At 43.5% G+C, this 25,511-nt stretch carries 22 protein-coding genes and 2 pseudogenes; 12 read left to right on the top strand and 12 right to left on the bottom strand.

What is annotated here, in order from left to right; translation table 11 throughout:
* Window positions 1–204, top strand: a pseudogene (locus tag F6K38_RS05395) (hypothetical protein); the annotation flags it as partial.
* Here the strand turns inward: F6K38_RS05395 and F6K38_RS05390 are convergent.
* The 3 genes from F6K38_RS05390 to F6K38_RS05380 all read right to left on the bottom strand — a co-directional run bounded on the left by F6K38_RS05390 (window position 192) and on the right by F6K38_RS05380 (window position 2,574).
* Window positions 192–317 carry a hypothetical protein gene (locus tag F6K38_RS05390; protein ID WP_267875558.1) on the bottom strand — a complete coding sequence of 42 codons (126 nt, stop codon included), beginning with the start codon at window positions 315–317 and terminating at the stop codon, window positions 192–194. The pseudogene F6K38_RS05395 and the gene F6K38_RS05390 overlap by 13 nt on opposite strands.
* 38 nt (window positions 318–355) lie before the next feature.
* Window positions 356–2,074: an urease subunit alpha gene (gene ureC / locus F6K38_RS05385; RefSeq protein WP_044492188.1), complete on the bottom strand. Its 1,719-nt coding sequence runs from the start codon at window positions 2,072–2,074 to the stop codon at window positions 356–358.
* A gap of 182 nt (window positions 2,075–2,256) precedes the next feature.
* Window positions 2,257–2,574: an urease subunit beta gene (locus tag F6K38_RS05380; RefSeq protein WP_287247895.1), complete on the bottom strand. Its 318-nt coding sequence runs from the start codon at window positions 2,572–2,574 to the stop codon at window positions 2,257–2,259.
* 824 nt (window positions 2,575–3,398) lie between these two features.
* Here F6K38_RS05380 and F6K38_RS05375 point away from each other — a divergent pair.
* A complete protein-coding gene (locus F6K38_RS05375; RefSeq protein WP_154659670.1) occupies window positions 3,399–3,572 on the top strand; it encodes a hypothetical protein in 174 nt (57 codons plus the stop codon).
* A 55-nt stretch (window positions 3,573–3,627) separates the two neighbouring features.
* Here F6K38_RS05375 and ureA read toward each other — a convergent pair whose 3' ends face one another.
* Window positions 3,628–3,930: an urease subunit gamma gene (gene ureA, locus F6K38_RS05370; protein WP_008179425.1), complete on the bottom strand. Its 303-nt coding sequence runs from the start codon at window positions 3,928–3,930 to the stop codon at window positions 3,628–3,630.
* A 33-nt stretch (window positions 3,931–3,963) separates the two neighbouring features.
* Entirely contained in the window at window positions 3,964–4,935 is a 972-nt protein-coding gene (locus F6K38_RS05365) for an urease accessory protein UreD (protein ID WP_287356233.1), read from the bottom strand.
* 78 nt (window positions 4,936–5,013) lie between these two features.
* Here F6K38_RS05365 and F6K38_RS05360 point away from each other — a divergent pair, with 78 nt between their 5' ends.
* On the top strand, window positions 5,014–5,160 hold the full coding sequence (locus tag F6K38_RS05360; RefSeq protein WP_008179427.1) for a hypothetical protein: 147 nt from the start codon (window positions 5,014–5,016) through the stop codon (window positions 5,158–5,160).
* A 363-nt stretch (window positions 5,161–5,523) separates the two neighbouring features.
* On the opposite strand, the gene F6K38_RS05355 is transcribed toward F6K38_RS05360, so the two are convergent.
* Entirely contained in the window at window positions 5,524–6,840 is a 1,317-nt protein-coding gene (locus F6K38_RS05355; RefSeq protein WP_287356232.1) for a prolipoprotein diacylglyceryl transferase, read from the bottom strand.
* Window positions 6,841–7,559: 719 nt separating this feature from the next.
* On the opposite strand from F6K38_RS05355, the gene F6K38_RS05350 reads away from it, so the two are divergent.
* Window positions 7,560–8,594 carry a hypothetical protein gene (locus tag F6K38_RS05350; RefSeq protein ID WP_008179432.1) on the top strand — a complete coding sequence of 345 codons (1,035 nt, stop codon included), beginning with the start codon at window positions 7,560–7,562 and terminating at the stop codon, window positions 8,592–8,594.
* Between the two features lie 36 nt (window positions 8,595–8,630).
* On the opposite strand, the gene F6K38_RS05345 is transcribed toward F6K38_RS05350, so the two are convergent.
* On the bottom strand, window positions 8,631–8,918 hold the full coding sequence (locus F6K38_RS05345; protein ID WP_287262783.1) for a hypothetical protein: 288 nt from the start codon (window positions 8,916–8,918) through the stop codon (window positions 8,631–8,633).
* A 128-nt stretch (window positions 8,919–9,046) separates the two neighbouring features.
* Here F6K38_RS05345 and F6K38_RS05340 point away from each other — a divergent pair, with 128 nt between their 5' ends.
* Window positions 9,047–11,449, top strand: coding sequence for an AMP-binding protein (locus F6K38_RS05340; protein ID WP_287356230.1), 2,403 nt, complete (start codon window positions 9,047–9,049; stop codon window positions 11,447–11,449).
* A 23-nt stretch (window positions 11,450–11,472) separates the two neighbouring features.
* Window positions 11,473–12,558: pseudogene (locus F6K38_RS05335) on the top strand (type I polyketide synthase); the annotation flags it as partial.
* Window positions 12,559–12,805: 247 nt separating this feature from the next.
* On the opposite strand, the gene F6K38_RS05330 reads toward F6K38_RS05335, so the two are convergent.
* The gene (locus F6K38_RS05330; protein ID WP_271968844.1) at window positions 12,806–13,651 is read right to left on the bottom strand and encodes a tachylectin-related carbohydrate-binding protein; all 846 of its coding nucleotides are present in this window, start codon (window positions 13,649–13,651) and stop codon (window positions 12,806–12,808) included.
* 558 nt (window positions 13,652–14,209) lie between these two features.
* Between F6K38_RS05330 and mutS the strand changes: the two genes are divergently transcribed.
* Window positions 14,210–17,260 carry a DNA mismatch repair protein MutS gene (gene mutS / locus F6K38_RS44065; protein WP_287265502.1) on the top strand — a complete coding sequence of 1,017 codons (3,051 nt, stop codon included), beginning with the start codon at window positions 14,210–14,212 and terminating at the stop codon, window positions 17,258–17,260.
* Window positions 17,261–17,441: 181 nt separating this feature from the next.
* On the opposite strand, the gene F6K38_RS05320 is transcribed toward mutS, so the two are convergent.
* Window positions 17,442–18,704: an RNA-guided endonuclease InsQ/TnpB family protein gene (locus tag F6K38_RS05320; protein WP_009149294.1), complete on the bottom strand. Its 1,263-nt coding sequence runs from the start codon at window positions 18,702–18,704 to the stop codon at window positions 17,442–17,444.
* A complete protein-coding gene (locus F6K38_RS05315; RefSeq protein WP_044494422.1) occupies window positions 18,661–19,143 on the bottom strand; it encodes an IS607 family transposase in 483 nt (160 codons plus the stop codon). Before F6K38_RS05315 ends, F6K38_RS05320 begins: the two co-directional genes overlap by 44 nt.
* Before the next feature lie 244 nt (window positions 19,144–19,387).
* On the opposite strand from F6K38_RS05315, the gene F6K38_RS05310 reads away from it, so the two are divergent.
* The 3 genes from F6K38_RS05310 to F6K38_RS05300 all read left to right on the top strand — a co-directional run bounded on the left by F6K38_RS05310 (window position 19,388) and on the right by F6K38_RS05300 (window position 21,688).
* Window positions 19,388–19,657 (top strand): hypothetical protein, encoded by a 270-nt coding sequence (locus F6K38_RS05310; protein WP_009149298.1) that lies wholly within the window; start codon window positions 19,388–19,390, stop codon window positions 19,655–19,657.
* 280 nt (window positions 19,658–19,937) lie between these two features.
* On the top strand, window positions 19,938–20,192 hold the full coding sequence (locus F6K38_RS05305; protein WP_009149299.1) for a hypothetical protein: 255 nt from the start codon (window positions 19,938–19,940) through the stop codon (window positions 20,190–20,192).
* Window positions 20,193–20,524: 332 nt separating this feature from the next.
* Window positions 20,525–21,688 carry a hypothetical protein gene (locus F6K38_RS05300; protein WP_009149302.1) on the top strand — a complete coding sequence of 388 codons (1,164 nt, stop codon included), beginning with the start codon at window positions 20,525–20,527 and terminating at the stop codon, window positions 21,686–21,688.
* Window positions 21,689–21,847: 159 nt separating this feature from the next.
* Here the strand turns inward: F6K38_RS05300 and F6K38_RS05295 are convergent, their stop codons facing one another.
* Both F6K38_RS05295 and F6K38_RS05290 read right to left on the bottom strand, forming a co-directional pair.
* Window positions 21,848–22,165 carry a DUF4359 domain-containing protein gene (locus F6K38_RS05295; RefSeq protein WP_009149304.1) on the bottom strand — a complete coding sequence of 106 codons (318 nt, stop codon included), beginning with the start codon at window positions 22,163–22,165 and terminating at the stop codon, window positions 21,848–21,850.
* A gap of 71 nt (window positions 22,166–22,236) precedes the next feature.
* On the bottom strand, window positions 22,237–22,359 hold the full coding sequence (locus F6K38_RS05290; protein WP_267872079.1) for a hypothetical protein: 123 nt from the start codon (window positions 22,357–22,359) through the stop codon (window positions 22,237–22,239).
* A gap of 499 nt (window positions 22,360–22,858) precedes the next feature.
* Between F6K38_RS05290 and F6K38_RS05285 the strand changes: the two genes are divergently transcribed.
* Window positions 22,859–24,022 carry an AAA-like domain-containing protein gene (locus F6K38_RS05285; protein WP_009149305.1) on the top strand — a complete coding sequence of 388 codons (1,164 nt, stop codon included), beginning with the start codon at window positions 22,859–22,861 and terminating at the stop codon, window positions 24,020–24,022.
* A 344-nt stretch (window positions 24,023–24,366) separates the two neighbouring features.
* Window positions 24,367–25,511: family 10 glycosylhydrolase (locus tag F6K38_RS05280; RefSeq protein WP_287356226.1), on the top strand; the 1,145-nt coding region annotated here is incomplete at its 3' end.

Genomic DNA, 25,511 nt, shown 5'->3' with positions numbered 1-25,511 from the left:
CTGCCATCAACTAATCCACGGAAGCAGACCGAAAGGTCAGGATATCTAGGAGCTGGGTGCGGTGAAAGTCGCACGCCCAGATTTGAAGGAGAGGTGCCCTGGGTAATACCAGGCATCGACTCTAACGGAGATTGGATGCAGTCATTAATCGTAGGGTGGGCAGTGCCTAGCAACGGGATTGGCAAGCTTGGTCAATCTGTCTGATCCACTGCCCACCCTACATGAACTTGGTGAGGTACATTTTTAATTTTAGGCAAGAGGCAAGAGGCAAGAGGCAAGAGGCAAAAGGCAACATAAAAAAATATTGTGTACCTCATTAATATGAGAAATGCTCTAGTGATTGACTAGCAACTAATCAAAATAAGAAGTAACGCTGTGCCATGGGTAAAACCGTTGCGGGCTCGCATGTTAATAATTCCCCATCAGCTCTGACTTCATAAGTTTCTGGATTGACCTCAATCTGTGGCAAGGCGTCGTTGAGTTTCATGTCGGTCTTGCTCAAGTTGCGGGTGTTGGAAACGGCAACAGCGGATTTTTGTAAGCCAATTTGAGCTGGGATGTCTTGGTCTAAGGCAGCTTGGGACACAAAGGTAACGGATGTGGCTGCGATCGCACCACCAAAACTACCAAACATCGGACGCATATGAATCGGCTGGGGTGTGGGAATACTAGCATTGGCATCACCCATTTGGGACCATGCGATCGCACCACCTTTAATCACTATCTCTGGCTTGACTCCAAACATGGCTGGACGCCACAGACACAAATCCGCTAGCTTCCCTTCTGCGATGGAACCGACATAATTAGCAATTCCGTGAGCGATCGCAGGATTAATCGTATACTTGGCAACGTAACGCTTGGCTCGGAAATTGTCGTTTTCCCCAGTTTCCCCAGTAGTGGTGGATAACACTCCCCGTTGCACTTTCATTTTGTGGGCTGTCTGCCAGGTACGGATAATCACTTCACCCACCCGTCCCATGGCTTGAGAATCAGAGGCAATCATACTAAAAGCCCCTAAATCATGAAGGATATCCTCGGCAGCAATAGTTTCCCGACGAATCCGGGACTCAGCGAAGGCCACATCTTCAGGAATGCCCCGGTCTAGGTGATGGCACACCATGAGCATATCGAGATGTTCTTCTAGGGTATTAACGGTATAGGGACGGGTAGGATTGGTAGAAGAGGGCAATACATTAGCTTCACTACAGACTTTAATAATATCTGGAGCATGACCTCCCCCTGCTCCTTCGGTGTGGTAGGTGTGAATGACTCGGTTTTTGAAGGCAGCAATGGTATTTTCCACAAACCCAGCTTCATTTAGGGTATCGGTATGAATTGCCACCTGGACATCAAACTGATCCGCCACACTTAAACAGGTATCAATAGCGGCTGGAGTAGTGCCCCAGTCTTCGTGCAGCTTCAATCCCATCGCACCCGCTATCACTTGTTCCTGTAATCCTTCGGGTTTGGCACTATTGCCTTTCCCTAAAAACCCTAGATTCACAGGAAATGCATCCGCAGCTTGCAGCATCCGGTGAATATTCCAAGCACCAGGAGTACAGGTTGTGGCGTTAGTGCCAGTGGCTGGACCTGTACCACCGCCGATCATAGTAGTGATACCAGATGCGATCGCAGTTTCAATCTGTTGGGGACAAATAAAGTGAATGTGAGCATCAATCCCCCCTGCTGTGACAATCATGCCTTCCCCAGCAACTGCTTCGGTGCTAGGACCAATAATAATAGTGACATTGTCCTGGATGTAGGGATTTCCAGCTTTGCCAATGTTAACTATTTTGCCATCTTTAATACCAATATCGGCTTTAACAATACCCCACCAATCCAGGATTAGGGCGTTAGTGATCACCAAATCCACAGCACCCTCGGCGCGGGAGATGGGGGATTGTCCCATCCCATCTCTAATCACTTTACCACCACCGAATTTAACTTCATCACCATAGGTGGTGTAGTCCTGTTCCACTTCGATCACTAGTTCTGTATCAGCCAAGCGGATGCGATCGCCTACGGTAGGACCATAAGTTTCGGCGTAGGCACGACGATCCATACGATAACTCATCAACAACTCCTTGATTAAGGGTAATAGGTAATGGGTAATGGGTAATAGGTAATGGGTAATGGGTAATGGGTAATGGGTAATGGGTAATGGGGAATTTTATCCCCTCGGCCAAACTCTGGGATTACCTCTGGGTAGCGCTTGCTTTAGAAAAAAAATAGTAACTGTATATCAAGTTGACAATATCAAGTTGACCGATCAAGTTGACCATTAATTTTGCCATTGAAGCCGTACACCTGACGACTACCAACAAGAGTGACTAATTCCACCTCTCGTTCGTCTCCCGGTTCAAAGCGGATAGCGGTGCCAGCTGGAATATTTAAGCGCATGCCTTTAGTAGCTTCCCGGTCAAATTTGAGAGCTTCGTTGACTTCAAAGAAGTGAAAATGAGACCCTACTTGAATAGGGCGATCGCCTGTATTAGCTACCCGTACTCTGATGGTGGCACGACCAGCATTGAGTTCTATTTCCCCTGTTTGGGGAATGATTTCGCCTGGAATCACTAACTAACTCCTTAAACCCTGACTAGCTTTTCATTATCTGGTGAATTAGTTGATTATCTCGTGAATTAGATTTTTTTGTAGCCTTAACTTACACACTGAAGTATATAGGAAGTGGAGTTTAGTTTTTTTTTAAGGTTCTAGGCTCTAGGCATAAGGGGTCTACATTGAATGGCTCTAGGATTCTGGGGTATGAAGCTGCGCGATCTTAGCACGGAGGCTGTCAACTGCTTTTTTTTGTACCTATTACTTATTACCTATTACTTATTACTTATTACCTACTACTTATTGCTTATCACCTATTACTTATTGCTTATTACCTATTACCCTTACCATATTTTTTTATCTAGCTTATCTTTTCTTTACACAGTCTTTAATCAATTAATCCTGACTTCTCTAGTCTGTTCTGAATAATCGATATAGGTGTTATTGAATTTTTATTTATTAAATATTTGATGGTTATATTTCTACAGTTAATGATTCCTTTTTGGTCAACTCTGACATCTTACATTGCTTTTAAAGCTATACTAATCGCCAAAAATATCCTACTTATGGAAAAATCTTGCTTGATCAGCAGCCGGTTATTCAGAAATTTATTTTGGCAACTATTCGCCATATTAAATTAGTCATGACTACTCTCCCTACTTTTTTGTTTTCCTGTCTGGTGTTTGATTTAATTTTTTTAAAGGTTTTTTAACCATTGTTTCGTGCTTATGGGACTCCCTTCACTAGTTAAATCATGGAAAATCTTAAAATTCCAACTGAATAAAGTTCACCCCAACAACAATAGGATTCTTGAATCAAATGAGCCTAAGTTCAAAGAAATCTTGACGAAACGAATCCAGATTGTTGATAACTGTCTTTATACGATTAATGACTGTATGAATAGCCTGAATAACATCGTAGATCATCAAGGAACTGCACAACTAAGCAGTGAGCAAATCAATGACCTCAGAAACCAACTTATCCATCTCACAGAAGAACTCCGTCAACTCCGGTGAATCCTCTGATGATTTAAGATGAGTTAAACAGTTACTTATCAAGCTTTTTGTGGGATTAACGAATTGGGTCATGTACAGTAACCAGTTTAGTCCCATCGGGAAAGGTTGCTTCTACCTGGACTTCATTCACCATTTCGGGGACTCCTTCCATCACATCATCCCGCGTCAGCAGGGTAGTGCCGTAACTCATTAAATCAGCTACTGGACGTCCTTCCCTTGCACCTTCCAAAATTTCCGCAGAAATGTAGGCAACGGCTTCTGGGTAATTTAGCTTCAACCCCTTTTCCTTGCGTCGTTCTGCCAATAAGGCGGCAGTAAAAATTAGTAGTTTATCCTTTTCTTGGGGTGTCAGTTGCATTGTTTGATCCTGTGGTTAGTAGCAATTTTGATATTACAACGGCCAAACCCGTGGCTTAATAATAGGACGCCCGAATAGATTAACGCGCAACAGTTGCCAAACCTCCGTAAACCAGTGTCTCACCTCCTCAGTTGAACCACCACGATAGCGGCATAATAATCCTGACATCAGCTGAGTTACCCCAGCTTCCCCTACATACTCCCTAGCATTCCAAAGTTCCCTGGCTTGTTCGAGAATCTCTGATGATAGCGCTTCCCCTACCAAAACTAATGTTCCTACCACTGGTTGTCCCGCTAAACCATAAGGACTAGAGAAGGTGGCTTCGCTAGCTGGTAACCATTGTCGGTCAATCCACTGTGGATGTCCTTGCTGCCAAACTTCCGTATGCGATCGCCAATTTCCCTCCACAAACCTTTCTCCTCTGGCACTGCGTCCAAATCGAGTAATTTCCCAGCCTAACCAACTGGCTCCGGGCGCTAATTCTACCCGCAAATCCTGCCGGTAAACTGCACCATTGAATACAATCGTTTCCTGGGGAAACCATTCTAAACAAGCACCAGTCTCTACTTGGAGCCGGATGATTTGTCTAGTTTCTGGCTGATTTAAACTAGCGCTATTGTTTTTTAAACTAGCGCTAGAGCTTATTTGTTTAGTTTCTAGCTTTTTTAAACTAGCGCTATTGTTTTTTAAACTAGCGCTATAACTTCCCTTACCATAAGCTTTACTAGCAGCAGCAGTGGTGATTAAAGCATGAGTCCCGGATTCAAGGTGGATATCTTGAGATAGCTTGTCCCCTGCTACCATTCCTCCAGCGGTATGAAGTACCACACTGTGACAAACCTCTAGCCCTTCTGGATAAAACGGTCGCTGTACCTTCAAGGGAGCTTTGGCGTAGGTGTGAATAGGTTGAGTTTTTCCATGGGCTAAGGCAAAGCGTAATTCAAGGCTGCCATGCCATCGAGATTGATCACTATCTGTCGGTTGTGATTGAGAAAGTTGATTCACCAATAGTTAAAGGGCAATGTAGGGTAATTGACCGGGTCGCTTGGGCGTTGCTCAATATCAGAATCATATCAACTATAGTTGAGCAAGTTACTAATTACCGATTACCGATTACTGATTACCGATTACCGATTACCGATTACCGATTACCAATTACCAATTACCAATTACCAATTACCAATTACCCTTAAGTCTTCAACAATTTGGCAAGCCTTGATCTGTCACTAATTGCCCGATTGAATCGGTGCCAAACTAATCACAGTACGTTGGTTAACAGGAGAAGTCGGGTCAGTACCAGGTTGGGGTTCAGAGAAACCTAATCCTTCCACAAAGAATTGATGGGAGGGCTAGCCACTGTTGACGATTTTCTACAAATATCTTGCAGTATCTTCAAAAATATGTTAGACTTTGATTAAGAATCTAGTGTCATTGAAAACATTCTGGTTCCTTGAATTGAAGCCGAAAACCAAAGCTTTAATGATAGTGGTTGCGTTTTCTATTAAACACAGATTTATGCGCCTTGAGCGGAACAAAACCTATCTTGGCCTTGGGAGATACCCCCTGGCTGCGAGAGCAGCTTGCATTAGTGGGCTAAAATCTGCAAAGTAGATTTTGGTAGCTAAAAAGTATCGGACTTAATTGAAACGAAGCCTTGGCAAACTTGACTTCACCTAAAACTTCTAAGTTAGTTAGGGGCTGGGGGTTTTGTCCCTCTGCCTCTGCCACTTGAGTGCCTGTAGAGTCAGATTTTTGTTCTGGTTGCGATTCCTTGGCTTTATCATCTGCCTCAGCTACTTGAGTGGCGGTAGAGTCAGATTTTTGTTCTGGTTCAGTCACGGTTTTTTCCGGTTCTGATTCCTTAGCTTGATCCGCTTCAGTGTTAGAGGAATCCTTAGGTTGAGCCGCAACTTCCGACTTTTCCTCAGCTTTTCCTGGAACTGAAGCCTGAGTGTTATTATCTGCCTCAGCCACTTGAGTGGCAGTAGAGTCAGGTTTTTGTTCTGGTTGAGGAACGGTTTTTTCCGGTTGTGATCCCTGAGCTTGATCGGCTTCAGTAGAATCAGCTACCTGAGTTTGAGCCACAACTTCCGACTGATCAGAATCTGTCGGAGGGGTTGTAGCTATACTTTGCTCAGCTGTTGGGGGCAGATAGTTAGCGGTAAACAGTTCTGTGGTATTAACAGGAACATCTTTTGCCTTACCGGAAGCTGCCAAAACTTCCGCAGTTTCCCCTATTCTTTTTGCCAAAGTTCCTGATTTCATCCAATCTTTCGCCTCAGCCGCCGTAAAAAACTGCATCCCCTTACTAGCAGTTTCCCCATCCCTGAGATTAGCTTTCTCTACCTGGTCGTAGTATGTTTCTACAAAATCTTGGATCTCTTTGGGATTGGATTTCAGGATACGCTCAGAGGCCACTACTACATCTAAGTTGGGTTGATTACCATCTGTTTGCTCTGTTCGGTTCAACAGAGCAACGATTTTGCCGTTAGGCTTGTGAGTCAGGAATTGGTCTAAGCTAGTGCCAATCAGATCAGCTTGTTCCTGACCCAGAGCTGCTGCACGAGTTTCCTGGTCTGACTCTTGAGCATAATTGAAACCAATCCCCCGCTTAACCAGAGCGTCTCGGAAGTTAGCACTACTGAGGATTGAATAACCACGGTCGGTATCCCCTAATCCCTTAAGGTTAAGGTTTGTTTGAGCATCAGCATTCTCGGTTGCATTCTCTGTTGTCGTAGAAGATGTAGTAGAAGAGTTGACATCTTCTATAGACGGAGTACTAATACGGTTAAATTGCAAGGAGCGAGAGTTAGAGCTACTTACCCACCAGGCTGCACCGATGAGTAAAGCAAATGCTAATGCCAAGCTCCCTGGGATTATTTTATTGTCAGTAGTTTTCTTTTGATTCATCTTGATGCACCTCTCATACTCTTGCTATGTTGGCTATAATTTACCACCTTTGTTGCCAATTATTTCAGGCTTAATAAAAGTACATGTGGGTGAGGAAATTTTGTACTGGTTTTTAGGGAGTAGGAAATAGGTAACAATAATTTAATTTAGATGTACCTCAGGCTTACTAGGAAACGCTATAGTAGTCTTTTGTAGTCTTTTTTCGATTTTATCTATTTTGCATTATAGCGGTTATAAGTTGATGCTGATTAGACGAGTAAGGGCGCACAATGTAAGCCCTTAAAATTAATTTATGTAATTGATTGAGGTTATAATAATTATTATAAATATTCGTAAATAGATTTAAGTTAATGTAAATTTACGACAAAAAAAAATAGTTAATGATAGGATAAATTGCCGTAAAAAAGCAATACTTAGTAAGGATTATAATAAAATTTTTACAAGGCTTGAAAAAACTAGTGATGGCGTAAAAATTTTAGTGATTGAGTAGCCTAGAAGATTCCAGACTAGTTGTGCGATCGCATTAAATCCCATTAACTAGGTTTACGGTCAAACTCGGATCTTAAAAGCAACCAAACTAATGACTAACGACTAATAACCTATACATCTGGTGTATTATGCCAGACAATAAATTCACACTCATCTAGGGGTAGCGTACAGTCCTATAATTCGGAAACCGTGCAATAATCGTGTTTACCGTGACTGGATAATCTTTCCCTATGGTGCAAGTGCCTGACTCTACCGCCGAACTCGCTGCCCTGCTCAACGAACCCATGGATCTGGATTTCCAACTCCCGGACCCAGAGGATGAAGAAATTCAGGAAACCGACTTTGAACAGCTAGTGGATTACGCTTGGCGAGTATGCGATCGCTTTGACTTACAGACCGATATCTGGCGGGGACGGATTCTACGAGTAGTAAGAGACAGGGAGAAAAAAGGGGGTGAAGGAAGGGGAGCTGGATTTTTAAATTGGCTCAAAAGTCGGGAAATCGGCAAGAGTCAGGCTTACTCCCTGATTGAACTGGCTAACAGTGCCGATACTCTGTTAATCGAGGGTCAGCTTAGTCATGATGCCATTAATAACTTCAGTAAACGGGCATTTGTGGAAACAGCTAAGTCGGCTCCCGAAGTCCAGCAGCTGGTGACAGAACGAGCTCAACAAGGCGATCGCATCACCCGCCGGGAGGTCAAACAGGCATCTGATCAATGGACTGCCATGTCCTCAGAATTACTACCAGAGGAAGTTAAAGAAAAATCCGCTGAAGGGGGTCTCCCATCCAGTTACCTAGCCCCATTGGTCAAAGAGATGGAAAAGCTGCCAGAAATCCACCTGATTCCATTACAAGAGGCAATTGCTACTAACCCAGATGTGGACACAGTTAAACACGTGACCTCAGATGCCCGTTGCTTAGCCAAGTATCTAGATGCATCTGCCCAAGTCCAAGCTATCAATCACACATCCTTGGATATGGAACTGGCTTTAGATGAAGCGCTACGGCTTGAGTGTTTAAACACTGCTGCTGATTTAGTGAAACAAGCCTTGGCACTAGAAAAGACTGTTGGCAAACTCTATACCACCTGGAAGCGTTTAGGTAGTCTGTCAGACCGATTGTATGTGGATACCGGGTCAAGTACTCCCCACTTGCGATTGCTGCTGACCTGTATGGATCGTCTAGCGGGTGACGTGATTGAAGTTCCTTTGGACGAGAGTGGAGAGCAGCTGATTCGCCTGAAAGTCATGACTGAAACGTAAGCTATCAGCAATCAGCTGTCAGCCGTCAGCCGTAACTCAGACCTTACGTTCGCGTAGCGCTGCCTTTGGCCTTAGCTTACCTCTTTTATTCAAAATCACATCAAGTAGCGTGGACACAAGTCCTTGGCTGAATGCTGATAGCTGAATGCTGATAACGGAATGCTGATAGCGGAATGCTGATAGCGGAATGCTGATAACAGAATGCTGATAACGGAATGCTGATAACGGAATGCTGATAGCGGAATGCTGATAGCGGAATGCTGATAGCGGAATGCTGATAGCGGAATGCTTACCTCCAATGACTAAGGGGAATTGGTATTTCATTAAGCTATTGGCCAATAATGCCCATCTTAATAGATAATAAACGATTGTTGTAGTCTAGAAAAAGGCTGAAGAAATCTATCGATCAGGGGATGGGCGACGATTTGGCTGTGAAAATAAGGCGTGCAGGGATGAAAGACAGTTTAGATCAGATGAGCGAGAATATACAAAAATTTTCTACCTTAGTGGACCTGCTACGTTACCGAGCAATACACCAGCCGGATCAGATAATTTATACATTTCTACTGAACGGGGAAACCCCAGACCGCTACCTTACCCATAAACAGTTAGACAACCAAGCCCAAGCGATCGCATCCGAGCTTCTACACCAGAACGCTAAAGGGGAGCGAGCGTTGCTACTCTATCCACCCGGTTTAGAGTTTATCACAGCCTTCTTCGGCTGCTTGTATGCGGGAGTGTTAGCCGTTCCTGCTTATCCCCCCCGCTCCAATCAAAATTTGTCCAGGCTAGAGGCAATTGTGGCAGATGCTCAGGCCAAATTTGCCCTCACTACTACCCCTCTATTAGAGAAAATAGAGACTCAGCTAGCTGAAAATTCCGCCAACAAGCAACTGAAGTGGCTGGCTACTGACAATCTGCCTACGCACCAGGAATCCGATTGGCAGCACCCGGACTCTAAGGGTCGCGTCGCGCGTGACCCGCGCGCTAAGACACAACCGCCCGTGCGCCAAACAAGCAACACCCTGGCTTTTCTACAGTACACCTCTGGCTCAACGGGTAAACCCAAAGGAGTGATGGTTAGCCACGGGAATTTGTTATACAACTCAGCTTTGATTAATCGGTGTTTCCAAGATACACCCCAAAGCAGAGGATTATCTTGGTTACCCGCTTACCATGATATGGGACTGATTGGCGGCATCCTACAACCCCTTTATGTTGGTCTTCCCATCATCCTGATGGCTCCAGTAGATTTCCTCCGCAAGCCTTACCGCTGGCTAAAAGCAATTTCAAAATATCAGGTGACTACCAGTGGTGCTCCGAATTTTGCCTATGAGCTGTGTGTGCAGAAAATTACCCCTAAGCAATTAGAAACCCTAGACCTGAGCAGTTGGCAAACGGCCTTTACTGGTGCAGAGCCGGTTCGAGCCTCGACATTAGAGCGATTTGCTCAAAAATTTGCCCCTTGTGGCTTCCGTCGGGAAGCATTTTACCCCTGTTATGGCATGGCAGAAACCACATTATTAGTCACTGGGGGCTTGAAAGACCAACCTCCAGTGGTAAGGGAATTTGAAGGGGAAGCTCTTGAACAAAATCGAGTGGTTCCCGTGCCAGAAAATCGTCTCAATCAGTCTAATGGTCAGTCTAATGGTAATGTGCCGACTCGAATCCTGGTCGGGTGTGGGCGGACTTGGTTAAATGAAAAAATTGCGATCGCACACCCCCAATCCCTCACCCAAGTCGAAGCCGGTGCTGTCGGAGAGATTTGGGTAAAAGGGCCAAGCGTTGCTCAAGGCTATTGGAATCAACCAGAGGTGACGGAAAAAACCTTTAATGCCTATCTAGCTGATACCGGTTCAGGACCATGGCTGCGCACTGGTGACTTAGGATTTATCCAGGATGGTGAGTTGTTTGTAACAGGTCGTCTCAAGGATTTAATTATTATCCGGGGTCGCAACCATTATCCCCAAGACATAGAATTGACCGTAGAAAAAAGTGATCCGGCTCTTCGCCCTGCCTATGGCGCAGCTTTTTCTGTGGAAGTGGAACAGGCTGAGCAATTGGTTATTGTCCAAGAAGTCTCCAGGAATTACCTGCGGAAACTAGATGTAGATCAAGTGGTTGAAGCCATCCGCAGTGCCATCTCCCAAGAATACCAGCTTCAAGTCTATGCTGTGTTATTGCTCAAGACCAATAGTATTCCCAAGACATCCAGTGGCAAAGTACAGCGCCATGCTTGTCGAGCTGGATTTCTAAACAATAGCTTGACAGTTGTAGGGCAATCGAGCTTGGCGCAGCAGCCAACCATTGCCCCAACCAAACCAGAAAAAGAACCCACTACTAATACTATCGGCCTTCAGCAAACCCGCCATACACTTCAAAAGTGGATAGTAGATTGGCTAGCGCGAGAAACAAAACTTCCTGCCAGGTCTATTAACATCAGCAAGTCTTTTGCTGATTATGGTCTAGATTCAGTAACAGCAGTCGAACTAGCTAATGATCTCGAAGAATGGTTAGGGGTGCCTCTGTCTCCTACACTGGCTTATGATTATCCCAATATCGAGTCCCTTGGCCAATATCTGGCCACAGTAAGTCAACAAAGCAACTCAAACCAGGGGGACAGCCCAAGAAAAATCGAACCGAGAGTGTCGAGTGCAGGTAGTGAGATGCAACAATTATGGGAGGCACAGTTCCAGAATCTGGATCGGTTCACCTCGACACCCTTTTATCGTTCACCGGTGACGGTTCAATCGATTTCCTCCAGTGGTGATCAAGAGGTAGACCAACTCTTAGCTGAGTTGGAAATGCTTTCAGAAGCACAAATCCAAGAAATTCTGGGAAAACCCATCAAATAGTTCCTAGATCTATGTTTCGATCTATGTTGCCAGTGGATGATATTGCTAAGCGGATTGCCAATCTCTCCCCCGAAAAACGCGCCCTTCTTGAGTTGCAGCTGCAAAAGAGGAAAGGGTTAAAAGAACCTATTGCTATTATCGGGATTGGCTGCCGCTTTCCAGGTGCCTCTTCCCCAAACTCCTTCTGGCAACTGCTCAAAAATGGTGTGGATGCTATTACTGAAGTGCCACCAGACCGTTGGGATATCCAGAAATTTTACGACGGGGATCCCACCGCACCAGGCAAAATGTATTGCCGTTATGGTGGTTTCCTAGGGCATGTTGATCAATTTGATCCAGAATTCTTTGGCATTGCTCCTCGGGAAGCTACCTATATCGACCCCCAGCAGCGACTACTGTTGGAAGTAATTTGGGAAGCACTAGAGGATGCAGGCCAAGTGCCTAGCCAAATCAGTGGAAGCCAAACGGGGGTCTTTGTTGGCATTTCCACTAATGATTATGGTCAGCTGCTCCTCCAAAGTCCAGAGGTGGTGGATACCTATACCAATACTGGTGTAGCTTCCACTATGGCAGCTAATCGCATTTCCTACCTACTGAATTTAAAAGGGCCAAGTCTAACGGTTGATACCGCTTGCTCCTCATCCCTAGTGGCAATTCATTTGGCTTGTCAGAGTATATGGAATGGTGAGTCAACCCTAGCCCTAGCAGGGGGAGTGAATTTGATGCTAACCCCAGTGGTGACGGTTGGGTTGAGTAAGTTAACGGCTTTATCTCCTGATGGTCGCTGTAAGGCATTTGATTCCCGTGCCAATGGCTTTGTCAGGGGCGAGGGGGCTGGGGTGATAGTAGTAAAGCCCCTATCCAAAGCCCTGATCGATAAAGATCCAATTTATGCTGTGATTCGAGGCAGTGCGGTTAACCAAGATGGGCGCACTAATGGGCTAACGGCTCCTAGTAGAGATGCTCAGGAAGCTGTTCTAGTCTCGGCCTACCAGCAAGCGGGCATTTCACCGTCAGATGTGCAGTATGTAGAAACCCATGGAACCGGAACCCTACTGGGAGACCCGATTGAAGCGATGGCCTTGGGAAATGTCCTAAAACGCGATCGCCTTTGGCGCGGCTTCGCCGATCGCGAAGCGGTTCTTTTGGAACATATCAACTCCCTAGTCCAGGGGAAACGCATCTTATTTTTGTACATGCTGGCGGGGTCAGGATTTCAGCGATCGAGTTCTGTTTGAAATCAATTGATTAAATCCTTACTGGATAAGGGTTTTGCAATTTAGATGCGTTTGCCCTAGTTCCTTTTGTCAAGCGTGATTGAGATGCTCTTACCCTGAGCTATAAACCTGGCTGACCCTAGAAGATATTCTGGTATTCGTTCCAACCGTTTGAAATAACCTTCTCCGCACCCTGATTCTGAAAGTTATTAGGATCCGGTAGACCAATATAGCTATAGTAGGACAGTTGGCCGTTGGGCTTTAGAGCAAACAGAACTCCACAACCTCCGGAAAAAACTCTACTATATTCGTTCCAACCGTCTGAAATAACCTTCTCCGCACCCTGATTCTGAAAGTTATTAGGATCCGGTAGACCAATATAGCTATAGTAGGACAGTTGGCCGTTGGGCTTTAGAGCAAACAAAACTCCAGAACCTCCGGAAAAAACTTTACCATATTCGTTCCAACCGTTTGAAATAACCGTCTCCGCACCCTGATTCTGAAAGTTATTAGGATCCGGTAGACCACTATAGCTATAGTAGGACAGTTGACCGTTGGGCTTTAGAGCAAACAAAACTCCACAACCTCCGGAAAAAACTCTACTATATTCGTTCCAACCGTTTGAAATAACCGTCTCCGCACCCTGATTCTGAAAGTTATTAGGATTCGGTAGACTACTATAGCTATAGTAGGACAGTTGACCGTTGGGCTTTAGAGCAAACAAAACTCCACAACCTCCGGAAAAAACTTTACTATATTCGTTCCAACCGTTTGAAATAACCGTCTCCGCACCCTGATTCTGAAAGTTATTAGGATTCGGTAGACCACTATAGCTATAGTAGGACAGTTGACCGTTGGGCTTCAAGGCATAAAGAATGTGAAAACCAGACTTACCTTCAGTCAAAACAGGGGTCAAGGTTGTAAATAGCCCGGTCATGGTAGCGAGTACAACCAAAAACATTCGACGTCTGATGACACTTTTCATTTGTTATACGCCGTTTCATGTGAATAAATGTGATTCGATTCCCTCCCAAGCTATAATTTAGAATATTTTAAATAAACACAATACTGTCATCAACAGCTGTTTAATTTATTCCACTTTATAGGGGCATCAGCAAGGGAATTGCTAAGTATTAAACATACACATAATTGATAATAATTTAGTTAGCACAATTGAGAATAGTTTAGTTAGCAAAGTTATAAAAAATTAATAATAATTAAGAATGATTTAGAATAATTTAGACATTCTGGCTAGGCTATACAATGCCAGGGTAAGCGCATCTTGTCAACAAACTGGGGGTAGTTCTCAATAAACCCGGTGTTATTGTGCTTATTGACAAGATATTTTATACATATAGTGTTTATGGAAATCAATAAACACTATATGTATGAATCAATCAATTAGATGTGTTTACTCTGCTGCCTAGTCTTGATAAAAATATTGCGATATAGTAATAAACCCTTAGTGGAAATGAATCTAACAAACCGAGGGTGAGTTGGATTTACCTCTTAATATAGAGTATTGGTATTTCTAGCTTAGTAAATGAGCAGATCCCCTCAAGCATCTACTCCCGAATCCAACGATAACCTTCCCAAAAGGGCAACTGAAGCAGCAAGGAAAGTTGCGCCTGAGAATACTGACCATCGGACAGTGGACCGCAGTAAGCTGACACCGATGATGCACCATTTTGCTGAACTAAAAGACCAGTATTCCCATGCTGTGCTGCTCTACAGAGTTGGGGACTTCTATGAAACCTTCTTTCAGGATGCCAGGATAATTTCTGAAGCCCTGGAACTGGTCTTAACCAGCAAAGAAGCTGGTAAGGGAGTGGGACGGGTGCCAATGACAGGGGTTCCTCACCATGCTTTGGACCGCTACAGCACCATGCTAGTGGAAAAAGGCTATGCGATCGCAATTTGTGACCAAGTGGAAGATGCCTCAGTAGCAGCCAAAGAAGGACGTCAGGTGCGCCGGGAAGTCACCCGTGTCCTTACCCCCGGTACCTTGATGGAAGAGGAGATGCTCCATGCTCGTCGTAACAATTTCTTGGCAGCAGTAGTAATTGCTAAGAATCATTGGGGTTTAGCCTATGCAGATATTTCCACTGGGGAATTTCTGACTACTCAAGACCGAGATTTAGACCTGCTGGTTCAGGAATTGATGCGCTTGCAGCCGTCGGAGGTATTAATTCCCACCAATGCTCCCGATTTGGGGAGTATGCTACGACCTGGTCAGACCTCTGAGAGTTTACCGGATTGTTTACCAAATTCATTTTGTTATGCACTCCGTCCCCAACGACACTTTACCTTGGCAGAAGCCCGACAGCGACTGTTGGAACAGTTCAGAGTGCGATCGCTTGAAGGGTTAGGGTGTGAACATCTGCCCCTTGGTGTCCGTGCTGCTGGTGGGTTGTTGGAATATCTGAAAGATACCCAAAAAGAAAATTATGTAGCGTTACAGATATTACGGACCTATACCATTGCTGATTATTTAATTCTCGACCACCAGACTCGTCGCAATCTCGAAATTACTGCTACTGTCCGAGATAACACCTTTAACGGTTCCCTGCTTTGGGCTCTAGATCGAACCAGTACAGCCATGGGAGGTAGAGCATTGCGGCGCTGGCTACTCCAACCATTACTAGAGATTAAGGGAATCCGGGCGCGACATGATACCATCGCGGAATTAGTGGACAATACTGGACTGCGCCAGGACTTACAGCAGCTGCTTCGGAAAATTTATGACTTGGATCGGTTGACAGGGAAAGCAAGTTCTGGTAGAGCTAATGCCAGAGATTTAGTAGCCTTAGGGGATTCTCTGTTGAGGTTACCGGAATTAGCTGACCTAGCGGCTTATGGCTCTTCTCCCTATCTGAAAGTGATGCAGAATGTACCGCCACAATTGGAAGAGTTAGGGCACACACTGCAGGAGCATCTGGTAGAGTCACCACCCTTGCATCTGACTGAGGGAAAATTAATTCGGCCTCAGGTCAATCAGCAGTTGGATGAAATGCGTGCTCAAGCCGAGGAGGATCAGCAGTGGATTGCTAATTTGGAAGTAACGGAGCGGGAAAAGACAGATATTCCCAAGCTGAAGGTAGGGTTTAATAAGACCTTTGGATATTACATTAGTGTACCTCGTGCTAAGACAGCTCAGGTACCAGATGATTATATTCGGAAGCAGACGTTAGTTAATGAAGAGCGCTATATAACCCCAGAGCTGAAGGAACGGGAAGCACGGATTCTCACGGCCCGGGAGGATTTGAATCGTTTAGAGTATGAAATTTTTGTGGGCTTGCGCCATGAGGTAGGGCTGGAAGCTGACAGGATTCGGGGTGTGTCTCGGGCGGTAGCAGCATTGGATGTGTTGTGTGGATTAGCAGAGGTCGCTGTTTATCAGGGATATTGTCGTCCCGATATGGATCAAAGCCGGGAAATTCGGATTATAGATGGACGGCATCCAGTGGTGGAACAGTCCTTGCCCAGTGGCTTGTTTGTCCCGAATTCCGCGTCTTTAGGTCAAAACAAGTTAAAGGTTGACGGGGAGTTGAAGGTTGACGGGGAGTTGAAGGTTGACGGGGAGTTGAAGGTTGACGGGGAGTTGAAGGTTGACGGGGAGTTGAACGTTGAAAATTCTAACGAGCAACCTTCTAACCAGCAACCCGATAACGAGCAACCCGATAACGAGCAACCTGCTAACCTTCAACCTGCTAACCTTCAACCTTCTAACCTTCAACCTTCTAACCTTCAACCTTCTAACCTTCAACCTTCTAACCTTCAACCTTCTAACCTTCAACCTTCTAACCTTCAACCTTCTAACCTTCAACCTGCTAACCTTCAACCTGCTAACCTTCAACCTGCTAACCTTCAAGCTTCAACCGAAACGGATATTCCTGATTTGATTATTCTGACCGGACCTAACGCCAGTGGGAAGAGTTGTTATTTGCGTCAGGTAGGATTGATTCAGTTGATGGCACAGGTGGGAAGTTTTGTGCCAGCATCAGAAGCAAGTTTGGGGATATGCGATCGCATTTTTACCAGAGTCGGTGCGGTGGATGATTTAGCAACAGGCCAGTCTACGTTTATGGTGGAAATGAACGAGACAGCGAATATTCTCAATCATGCTACGGATAAGTCTTTAGTGTTGTTGGATGAGATTGGTCGAGGCACAGCAACCTTTGATGGTCTTTCCATCGCTTGGGCGGTCGGGGAGTATCTGGCCATGGAAATTAAGGCACGGACGATTTTTGCCACCCATTATCATGAGTTGAATGAGTTAGCCTCGATTTTGCCCAATGTAGCTAATTATCAGGTGACCGTAAAAGAGTTAGCGAATGAAATCATCTTTTTGCATCAGGTACAGCCAGGAGGAGCTAACCGTTCTTATGGGATTGAGGCAGGACGTTTAGCGGGTTTACCAACCTCAGTGATTAATCGGGCGAAACAGGTGATGAAGCAAATTGAGAAGCACAGTAAAATTGCCCTGGGGTTGCGCAAGGGGATTGGCAAACAATTGTCAGCTAGGAATACAACTGGCCAAAAGGTGACAGACCAAAGGGTGACCATCGAGCAGTTGGATATTTTTGATGATTAAGCCACCATGGTTGTGATCTGATCAACAACTACACCGTTAACACAGCTGATCACTTAACGAGGATGGGATGAGACCTAGGAGCCGCTAAGCAAAAGCATTCCCGCCCACTGCCCTTACGGAAAAAAGATCCGATTGCATAAATTTCTGAGCTAGCCCTGATTAGTATATAGACCGATACTTTTTAGCTACCAGAATCTCTCAAGGGAAAATTTTGGCTCACTAATGCAAGTTGATTTCTCAACCAGGGTGTATCTACCAAGGCTCGTAGGAATATCCCACGAGCGCCGTTAATGTCTCGATCCATAGATCGACCATCAACTTTTGATCTAATTATTCGACCGCCGCCAATGTTGACTAATTCACCTGTCCAGCTAACCGTTTTACTGGTATAAGCTTCACAGACATCTACTACTATCTTCCCAGCTTCTATTGCCTTATGCTTCAAAAATTCCTGAAAACGATAGTGAGCAAAACTCAACATATTACGGACAGTTTTAGATCGGATTTTTCTGTTCTTTCTTTTAGACATCTGAGAGGTCTCAAAAGTTGGAAGCAGAATTACGTCAAAGTTGTCAACCAAAAACCTAGCTGTTTTGTGATGAAGTTCATTAATTAGGTTCTGAACTTTGACGATCATTCTCCTAGCCGCTTTTCTCATTCGGCGTTTCTGTCCACCACTAGATTTACTGATCTTTGATAGCAAATTGTCTAGATGTTGACATAATCGTTGGATACGAGAAAAGTCTCCATTTCCAATTTTTCCTACAGATGTCTCACTAAAGAAAGTAATAAAAGTTCTGACTCCAGGATCTAAAGCGACTACTCTACCTTGGTTTTCGGTTTTCTTTTTAGTCTCTTTATAGGGGACAACTAGGTAGTAATTCCCGTTGTTACTGGTTAGCCTACTATCGCATACCTGATCAGGAAGGCTTTCAGTGTATCCTATCTCTCCTAATTTAGTGTGATATATCCCCAAGGTCGAAACTGCTGACTTGGGTATATAGCAAGATTGAATGGGATTTTTGCGAGACCTAAACCTTACTCGCTGAATTTGAAACGTTTTCTTGTACTTTTTCTTGGCCTCCCTAACAGCGGTGCAAGCATCCTTTATCGCTATCGATTTAATTTGATAAGGGACTTCCTTGCACCATTCGGGTAGGTCATTCAAAATGCCAGTTTTAATGGCTTTCCAGTTAGCTTTTGTTTCGCCATCCTGGAGGATTTTGATGGTTTTATTGAACACATAACGGGACACTCCAAACCACTTACGGATAATTGCTCGCTGTTCAGGGTTTAGGAACAGATGAATCTTCTTTGATTTTTTTACCGTACTTTCTGAGTCCGTGAACCCGGCAGGATAAGACGTGAATGATGGAGATAATATCTGCGGTAAGTTCTGATCAAAGACAACTTTCAGGTTGGTCGAGAACCAGGATTTTTCCACCGTTGAGACCGACCAAGTACTCAATGAGTTCAAACCCGAAACGGGTAAGTCGGTCTCTACAGGTAACAACAACCGTGAGCTGATCTCCAGACACGACTCGTTCCAGTATGGTTCTAAGCCCTTTCCTGTTGTAATTGAGACCGGAACCGATGTCAAAGATGATGTCTGCTTCCGGGAAGAGAGAGTGGAGGTAAGCGACTTGGCGGGCAAGATCGTCTCGCTGTTTTGTACTACTGACTCGGCAATAACAGATGGTGTAACAGCGCAATTTGTCAGACTTTGGAGCTTTTCCAAAACGGAGAAGATCTGTTGAGTCAAAGAGTCTAGTCCCTCCTGGTGTCCTTTCGCATCTGAGTGTCCCATTGTCTGCATACTTCTTTAGTGTGTTCTTGGAGAGTCCCGTAAGTTCGACCGCCTTACGGAGTGGTATTAATGCCATCTCCTTAATCTACCATAATTTAATAGTAAGTGGTAGATTAGTGGAGGTTTTTGTTAACTGTCACAAGCCTTAACGAATCAATTTGGGGAGCAGCTCCGTGACTAGATACTACGCCACCTGTAACTCTTGATAGCGATAAACCTTTAGTTTCTAAAGGGTAGCATCTTCGATTATAGCGCCATGTGATGTAGAAATTTTGTGGATTTGTTTTTTTTTTTAAGTTATTGGATGAGCGAGGCTAATCATGAAAGTTAAAGACGTCTATCAAGATGAACAAGGAAATTGGCAGATCGACTATGGAGTTGATCATCTGATGGGGCTAGCCATTAGGAATGATTTAGGACAGACACTGACCCAATTTATTATTTCGATTCCCATGAGTTTCTTGTTTTTTATGTTTTTACTTTCCGTTTTCGATGCCTTAATTGAATTAATCCCGCAGGTAGATACCAGTATTCAACAGATAGTTCCTCAAGAAAATGGCTCTCTTATAATGATTATAGTAAATGAGTAGTTTAAATGATCGATTACCCCTTAAATAGCCAGGGATTCAATTAAATAAAAATACCTTGTTTTGAATTGCGGAATTTTATCTATAAGCTTTGTAGGATGAGTAAGGTTCATTTAGGGTGGGCAGTGCATCAGACAGATAATGAAGCTTGCAAACCACGTTGCTAGGCACTGCCCACCCTACGATTAGTGACTTTATAAAATTATTTTTGGTTTAACTTGCGGAATATCACCTATAAGCTTTGTAGTTATTTTTATACTTTATTGAATGAGTGAGGAAACTTATGAAAGTTAAAGACGTCTATCAAGATGAACAAGGAAATTGGCAGATCGACTATGGAGTTGATCATCTGATGGGGCTAGCCATTAGGAATTATTTAGGACAGACACTGATCGGAGTTATTATTTCGATTCCCATGAGTTTCTTGTTTTTTATGTTTTTACTTGCCGTTTTCGATGGCTTAATTGCATCAATACCGCAGGTAGATAGCAGTATTCAACAGATAGCTCCTCAAGCAACTTACCATCCTCTTCGCTAATTATTAGATAGCTCAGGAAGATGGTAAACCACTTTCCTAACTATTGCTGATCATTCAGGGCTATTTCATTCTGATTGCGCCAGTGATCTGCCCTGCTAGTATTGCACTGCTAAAGATTTGAGCAATTGTCGGAAACTTTGACCTCAACTTGTATCATAAGCATGGCTTTTCTGATCTGGGTGAGGCTCAGCGTCTTGCTGGTTTTAGTCTTAACACACTCAAGGAAATGATCGAACTTTAAATTCAGATCTAATTGATACGATAAGTGGAATTGCAAACTCTAACACGTATTTTTTGACATTTAAATACATTAACAAAATTAAATTTTTCTGATGCTTAAAATCAATCGATTATGGAACAAAATAGTTAATAAAATCACATCAAATAGCAAATTTTTGTTGCTCACTGCTTTGAGCATTAGTCTGGTTTTGACGTTTTTTAGAGCACCCTCACTAGCACAGTTGCCGCCACTAAAACAATTGCCCATTGAAGAGGATTCGGAAACACAACCTGCACCGGAAATAGGAATTGAAGAGGATTCGGAAACACAACCTGCACCGGAAATAGGAATTGAAGAGGGTTCGGAAATACAACCTGCACCTGAAATCGGAATTGAAGAGGGTTCGGAAACACAATCTGCACCTGAAATAGGAATTGAAGAGGGTTCGGAAATACAACCTGCACCTGAAATCGGATGGGAGTTCTTAGGTAGCCGAGAACTCAATCAAGTAGAAATTCACGAAACTAAGTATAAAGGTGAGTGCCCAGGTTACAGCTGGTCTTCTCGGGAAGCCCGGTTTACTTCCAGTACTACTCCACCAGCTCGTAAAAGACGTGTAATTGTTAAAAATATTACCAGAGGAGTAGCTAGTGACCCATTTCCTTACACTGACAGAGAGTACGATGAGGGTAGATCTTCAGAAGGGACACGGATGAGTTTTGGAACAAGACATGATAGTAAAGAATTTCACGTTTTAGACGGAGAGAATACATTTGAGTACGAGATTAAAGAACGCGATCGTGTACTTGAGTCTGGAGTTTTCACTGCTGTAATTAAAAGAAATGTGGATGTCAGACAAAGAGATTCGTATCCTATTACCAAATCAGTTTGTATGAACTCAGAAGTTCCTATGTCTTTGTGTGCTGATATCAGGACTCTTACTAAGTACAAATGTCGGAGCAACTGGGTTCTCCGAAGCTTTCTCATGCCAAATACCCCTGAAGTTGCTACACTTATATCCAATCAGACTCCCTACTCGGTAAAGTATTGGATCAATGATAGGATACAAAAATTGTCATCAGGAAGCGATAAAATCTATACCAATAACTTTTTAAACATAAAGTTTGAATCTTGCTCTGTAGGAACCGAGGATGGAAGCAAGGCTAAAGAATGTACTATCAAAACCAGGAGTTTAGAACGAGGTAAAAGATATCGGTTTACAGCCTCTGATTTAGACTATGAATCCCTTGATATAGAAGATTTTCCACGATCATAGTTTCTTATAGGGCTGCAATTCTGATAGAATTAAGTAAGCATATGCGCCTAGGGCATATGCTGATAACTGATAGCTGATAGCTGATAGCTGATAGCTGATAACTGATAGCTGATAGCTGATAGCTGATAGCTGATAGCTGATAGCTGAATGCTTATATAATTAAAACACAAAAAATTTGCCCCCTAGCCCAACAGTGTGGAATTTTTTCCCCCAGAAGTTGGTGGTATAGATACTGAAAAGAAAATAGTTTTGGTGACGAGTGTAGCTTTCGATCACTGGCTTAACTGCACCAGGTGGTAAAGGTTTACCGACAAAACAAGCTGCTTTTACCCCAAGAGGAAGGGATTTCTGCTGGCAGTAAGTATCGTGTAAGTGCCATGACGCATGATCAAGATAAGCATCTTTAGTTGGATTGGTGAGTGCCATAATGCTGGACACTAAAGCTAAGAAAACGGTGTTATTGATGCGCTGATACATAATTTCTTGTTATTAAATGTTGGTAATTAGTTGCGTAGGGTGCGTAGGGTGTGTTAGGAGCGGACTTGCCCTTATTGTTCGCCTCGACCGCCAGCCTTGGGATAGTCCGCCCCGTAACGCACCGCCAGTGTTAGGTTGCTGCCCGGAAATTGAAACGGGCAAGATGCCCGTTCCACGCCTGATGCCCGTTCCACAGGTGCGACCCGTGGCGAATTTAATAATTAGATGCGGAAAGCGCACCTAAAAGATGCCGGTTCCACTCACCGGGTCAAACAGCTTTAATGAGATGCACTCTACCCGGTCAGCCATAGGATGATTAGTCAACCGGATTTAATCTAAGCTCGACCTAGGGAAAGCCCAGTTAAATTCCTTTGTTAAATATTTTTTCGTTACGTTGTGGGTCTATTCCGGAAAATCTAACCTCTTGATTACTATTGCTGCTAAATCGGCTATTTTCCAAATGATTAACCGGACTTGATATAATTCTATTTTCGCCGATATTAAGTTCCCCGTTCCCTAAAATAGTAAACTTTACAATTCCAATTACTACGGTATTTTCACACTTTATTCACAAGCTATGATTATATTTTTTATCTAGTAACGTTATAGTAATCTGGTTATGAGTTATTTTTTTGATCAAAGTAAAATCCTTTGATTTATGTCGGAATAACAGACCATAATTAATAAAACAATATGATTAATAATTACCCTCGATACCAAGTCGGTGGTAGTCTAGCCAGTGATTCGCCTAGCTATGTAGAAAGACAAGCAGATGTCCAACTCTATAACGCCTTAAAAAGGGGTGAGTTTTGTTATGTTATGGCTCCCCGACAAATGGGTAAGTCTTCTCTAGCGGTGCGAATCAGACATCAGCTAGAACAAGAAGGATTTAAATGCAGTACTATTGATATGACGCGCATCGGTAGCGAAATAATTACCCCAACTCAGTGGTACAAAGGAGTGGTGGCTGAGTTAGTACGAGGGTTGAAGTTATTCGGTCACTTTAATTTCCAATCCTGGTGGCACCAGGAAAAGTATCTTTCACTGCTTCAGCGATTGAGTAATTTCCTGGAAGATATCCTGCTGGTAAAATTTACTACTGAACGAATTGTTATCTTCATTGATGAAATTGATACTATTCTCAACTTACCTTTTCCGGTTGAGGATTTTTTGGCCCTGATCCGATTCTGCTATAACCAAAGAGCAACTAATCCCGACTATAATCGCATTGTCTTTGCTTTGTTCGGAGTAGCTAAGCCAAGGGATTTGATTACTGGCAAAAAGCGGACACTGTTTAATATCGGGAAAGCCATAGAACTACATGGCTTTGAATTCCATGAAGCATATCCCCTTGCCAAGGGATTAGAGGGAACAGGGGGTAACCCTACAAGGATTCTCAAGGAGATACTGGCTTGGACAGGAGGACAACCCTTTCTGACCCAAAAACTATGTCAGTTGGTAGTAGACTCAGTAAGGGTCGGGTTGACTATTGCTCCTGGTAATGAGGAATCTTGGGTTAGCCAAATCGTACATAATCAAATTATTGATCATTGGGAATCCCAGGATGAACCCGAGCATTTACGAAGTATCTCGGCTCGCCTTTTGAGTAATAATTTGAGTAATAAATATTATGCTGACAAATTGCTGGGACGTTATCAGCAGATTTTAGCTGGAGATGATGTACCGATGGATAACAGCGAAGAGTGCAACGAATTGTTGCTATCGGGTTTGGTGGTTAATCAACAAGGACGGCTAAGGGTGAACAACCCTATATACAAAGCAATTTTTAATCGTGAATGGGTTACCAAACAACTAGAGAATCTGCGTCCCGATAGTAAACAATTTTGCTATTCCTGACTTAGTATTATATACTGTTAGTTTAAGCGACTAAAACCCTAGCTATATCTCGATTTTTTGTAAGCATTCAGCTATCAGCGTGTCGCGTATCAGCTATCAGCTAATGAGCTACTTCCCAGCGTCGTTCGCACAGCGTGGCCATTCGCGTAGCGTGGCCAACGGCCAAGGCCAAAGCCTGTGCCACGCTACTTGAGGTGCTATCAGCGTGTCGCGTATCAGCTTTGGGCCTGTGGCCAACGGCTGACGGCTGACGGCTGACGGCTGAATGCTTACGATTTTTTGCTTCAGCCGCTTAAACTAACTTAAACTAATGTCCCAAACTCTTGCTAGGCAAGAATTTCACCATGTCTAATAAAAAGTCAAAGGAAAACAGTGGATGTGGATGCGCAAATATTCCCATTTCTGTAATCTTACTGGTTTTAGGCGGTGGTTATTGGTGGTTGAACCATCAAGGAGGTTTCGCTATTATTAGCAAATTACCTCAAAATCTCCCCATAGCTATTCCTCAAAATCTACCAATAGCTATTCCTGGTTTAAATTCGACACCAGCCGAACCACAACCTTCGGCTCCTACTAAGCCTTCTGTAACCACTGCACCTTCCTTCCCAAATTCGCCAATTGTTAAACCTAATCATCAGCCACCTTCACCAACACCAATAACAGCTCAAAAACCTCAAAAACCTCAAACAGCTCAAAAATTAAAAACACCAATTGTTAAACCTAATCATCAGCCAGCATCACCAACAACTCAAACTCCTTTGGAGAAAAAAGCAATCAGAGGAATTTATATAAGTCGTTATAACGTAACTAATAATGCTAGTGAAGAGAAAATTAGAAAACAAGTTCGTCATTATCACTCTCAAGGAATTAATACGATTATTCATGGTGTATGGGGTAATATTTGTCCTATGTACACTAGTGAAGTGATGCAAAAAACTTTCGGTTATAAAAGTTGTCCCAATCAGTTTCGCGACCGCTGGTTAACTTGGCTAATTGATGAAGCACACAAACACGGCATGGAAGTTCATGCTTACTTTGAAAAAGGTATCAAAATAGATAAAAATAGCCCGATTTTTGATTTAGCTATTGAACGCAAATGGGTTGTACCTGGCGTTGACCGCACCTATCCAGGAATCGAGCATTATATTCTGGATGTAGAAATTCCTGAAGTTGCTAATTTCTTTAGAGATATTTTAGTGGAATTTGTCCAAAAATATCCTAAAATTGATGCAGTCCAATGGGACGATTATCTGGGTTACCATGCCGAGTTACCAGGGAAAGTAAATCGCACTAAGAAGCTAACCACTTTTTCACAAGAAATGATCGGTGCTATGAAACAAGCTAACCCAAAGGTTAGTTTTGATCTTTGTCATCATAATCCTTATTGGGCTAAAAAATATTTTGCTGCCGACTGGCCAAAATGGAATGTAGATCGAGTTTTTATTCAAGCTTATAATGATAAAAATTTTACCAAAGAAGTAGATTATGC

Origin of the sequence: Moorena sp. SIO3B2, assembly GCF_010692525.1 — a bacterium.
Classification (GTDB): domain Bacteria; phylum Cyanobacteriota; class Cyanobacteriia; order Cyanobacteriales; family Coleofasciculaceae; genus Moorena; species Moorena producens.
Note: the sequence above shows the minus strand (reverse complement) of the source record. Positions and strands in the feature narration are given on the sequence as shown.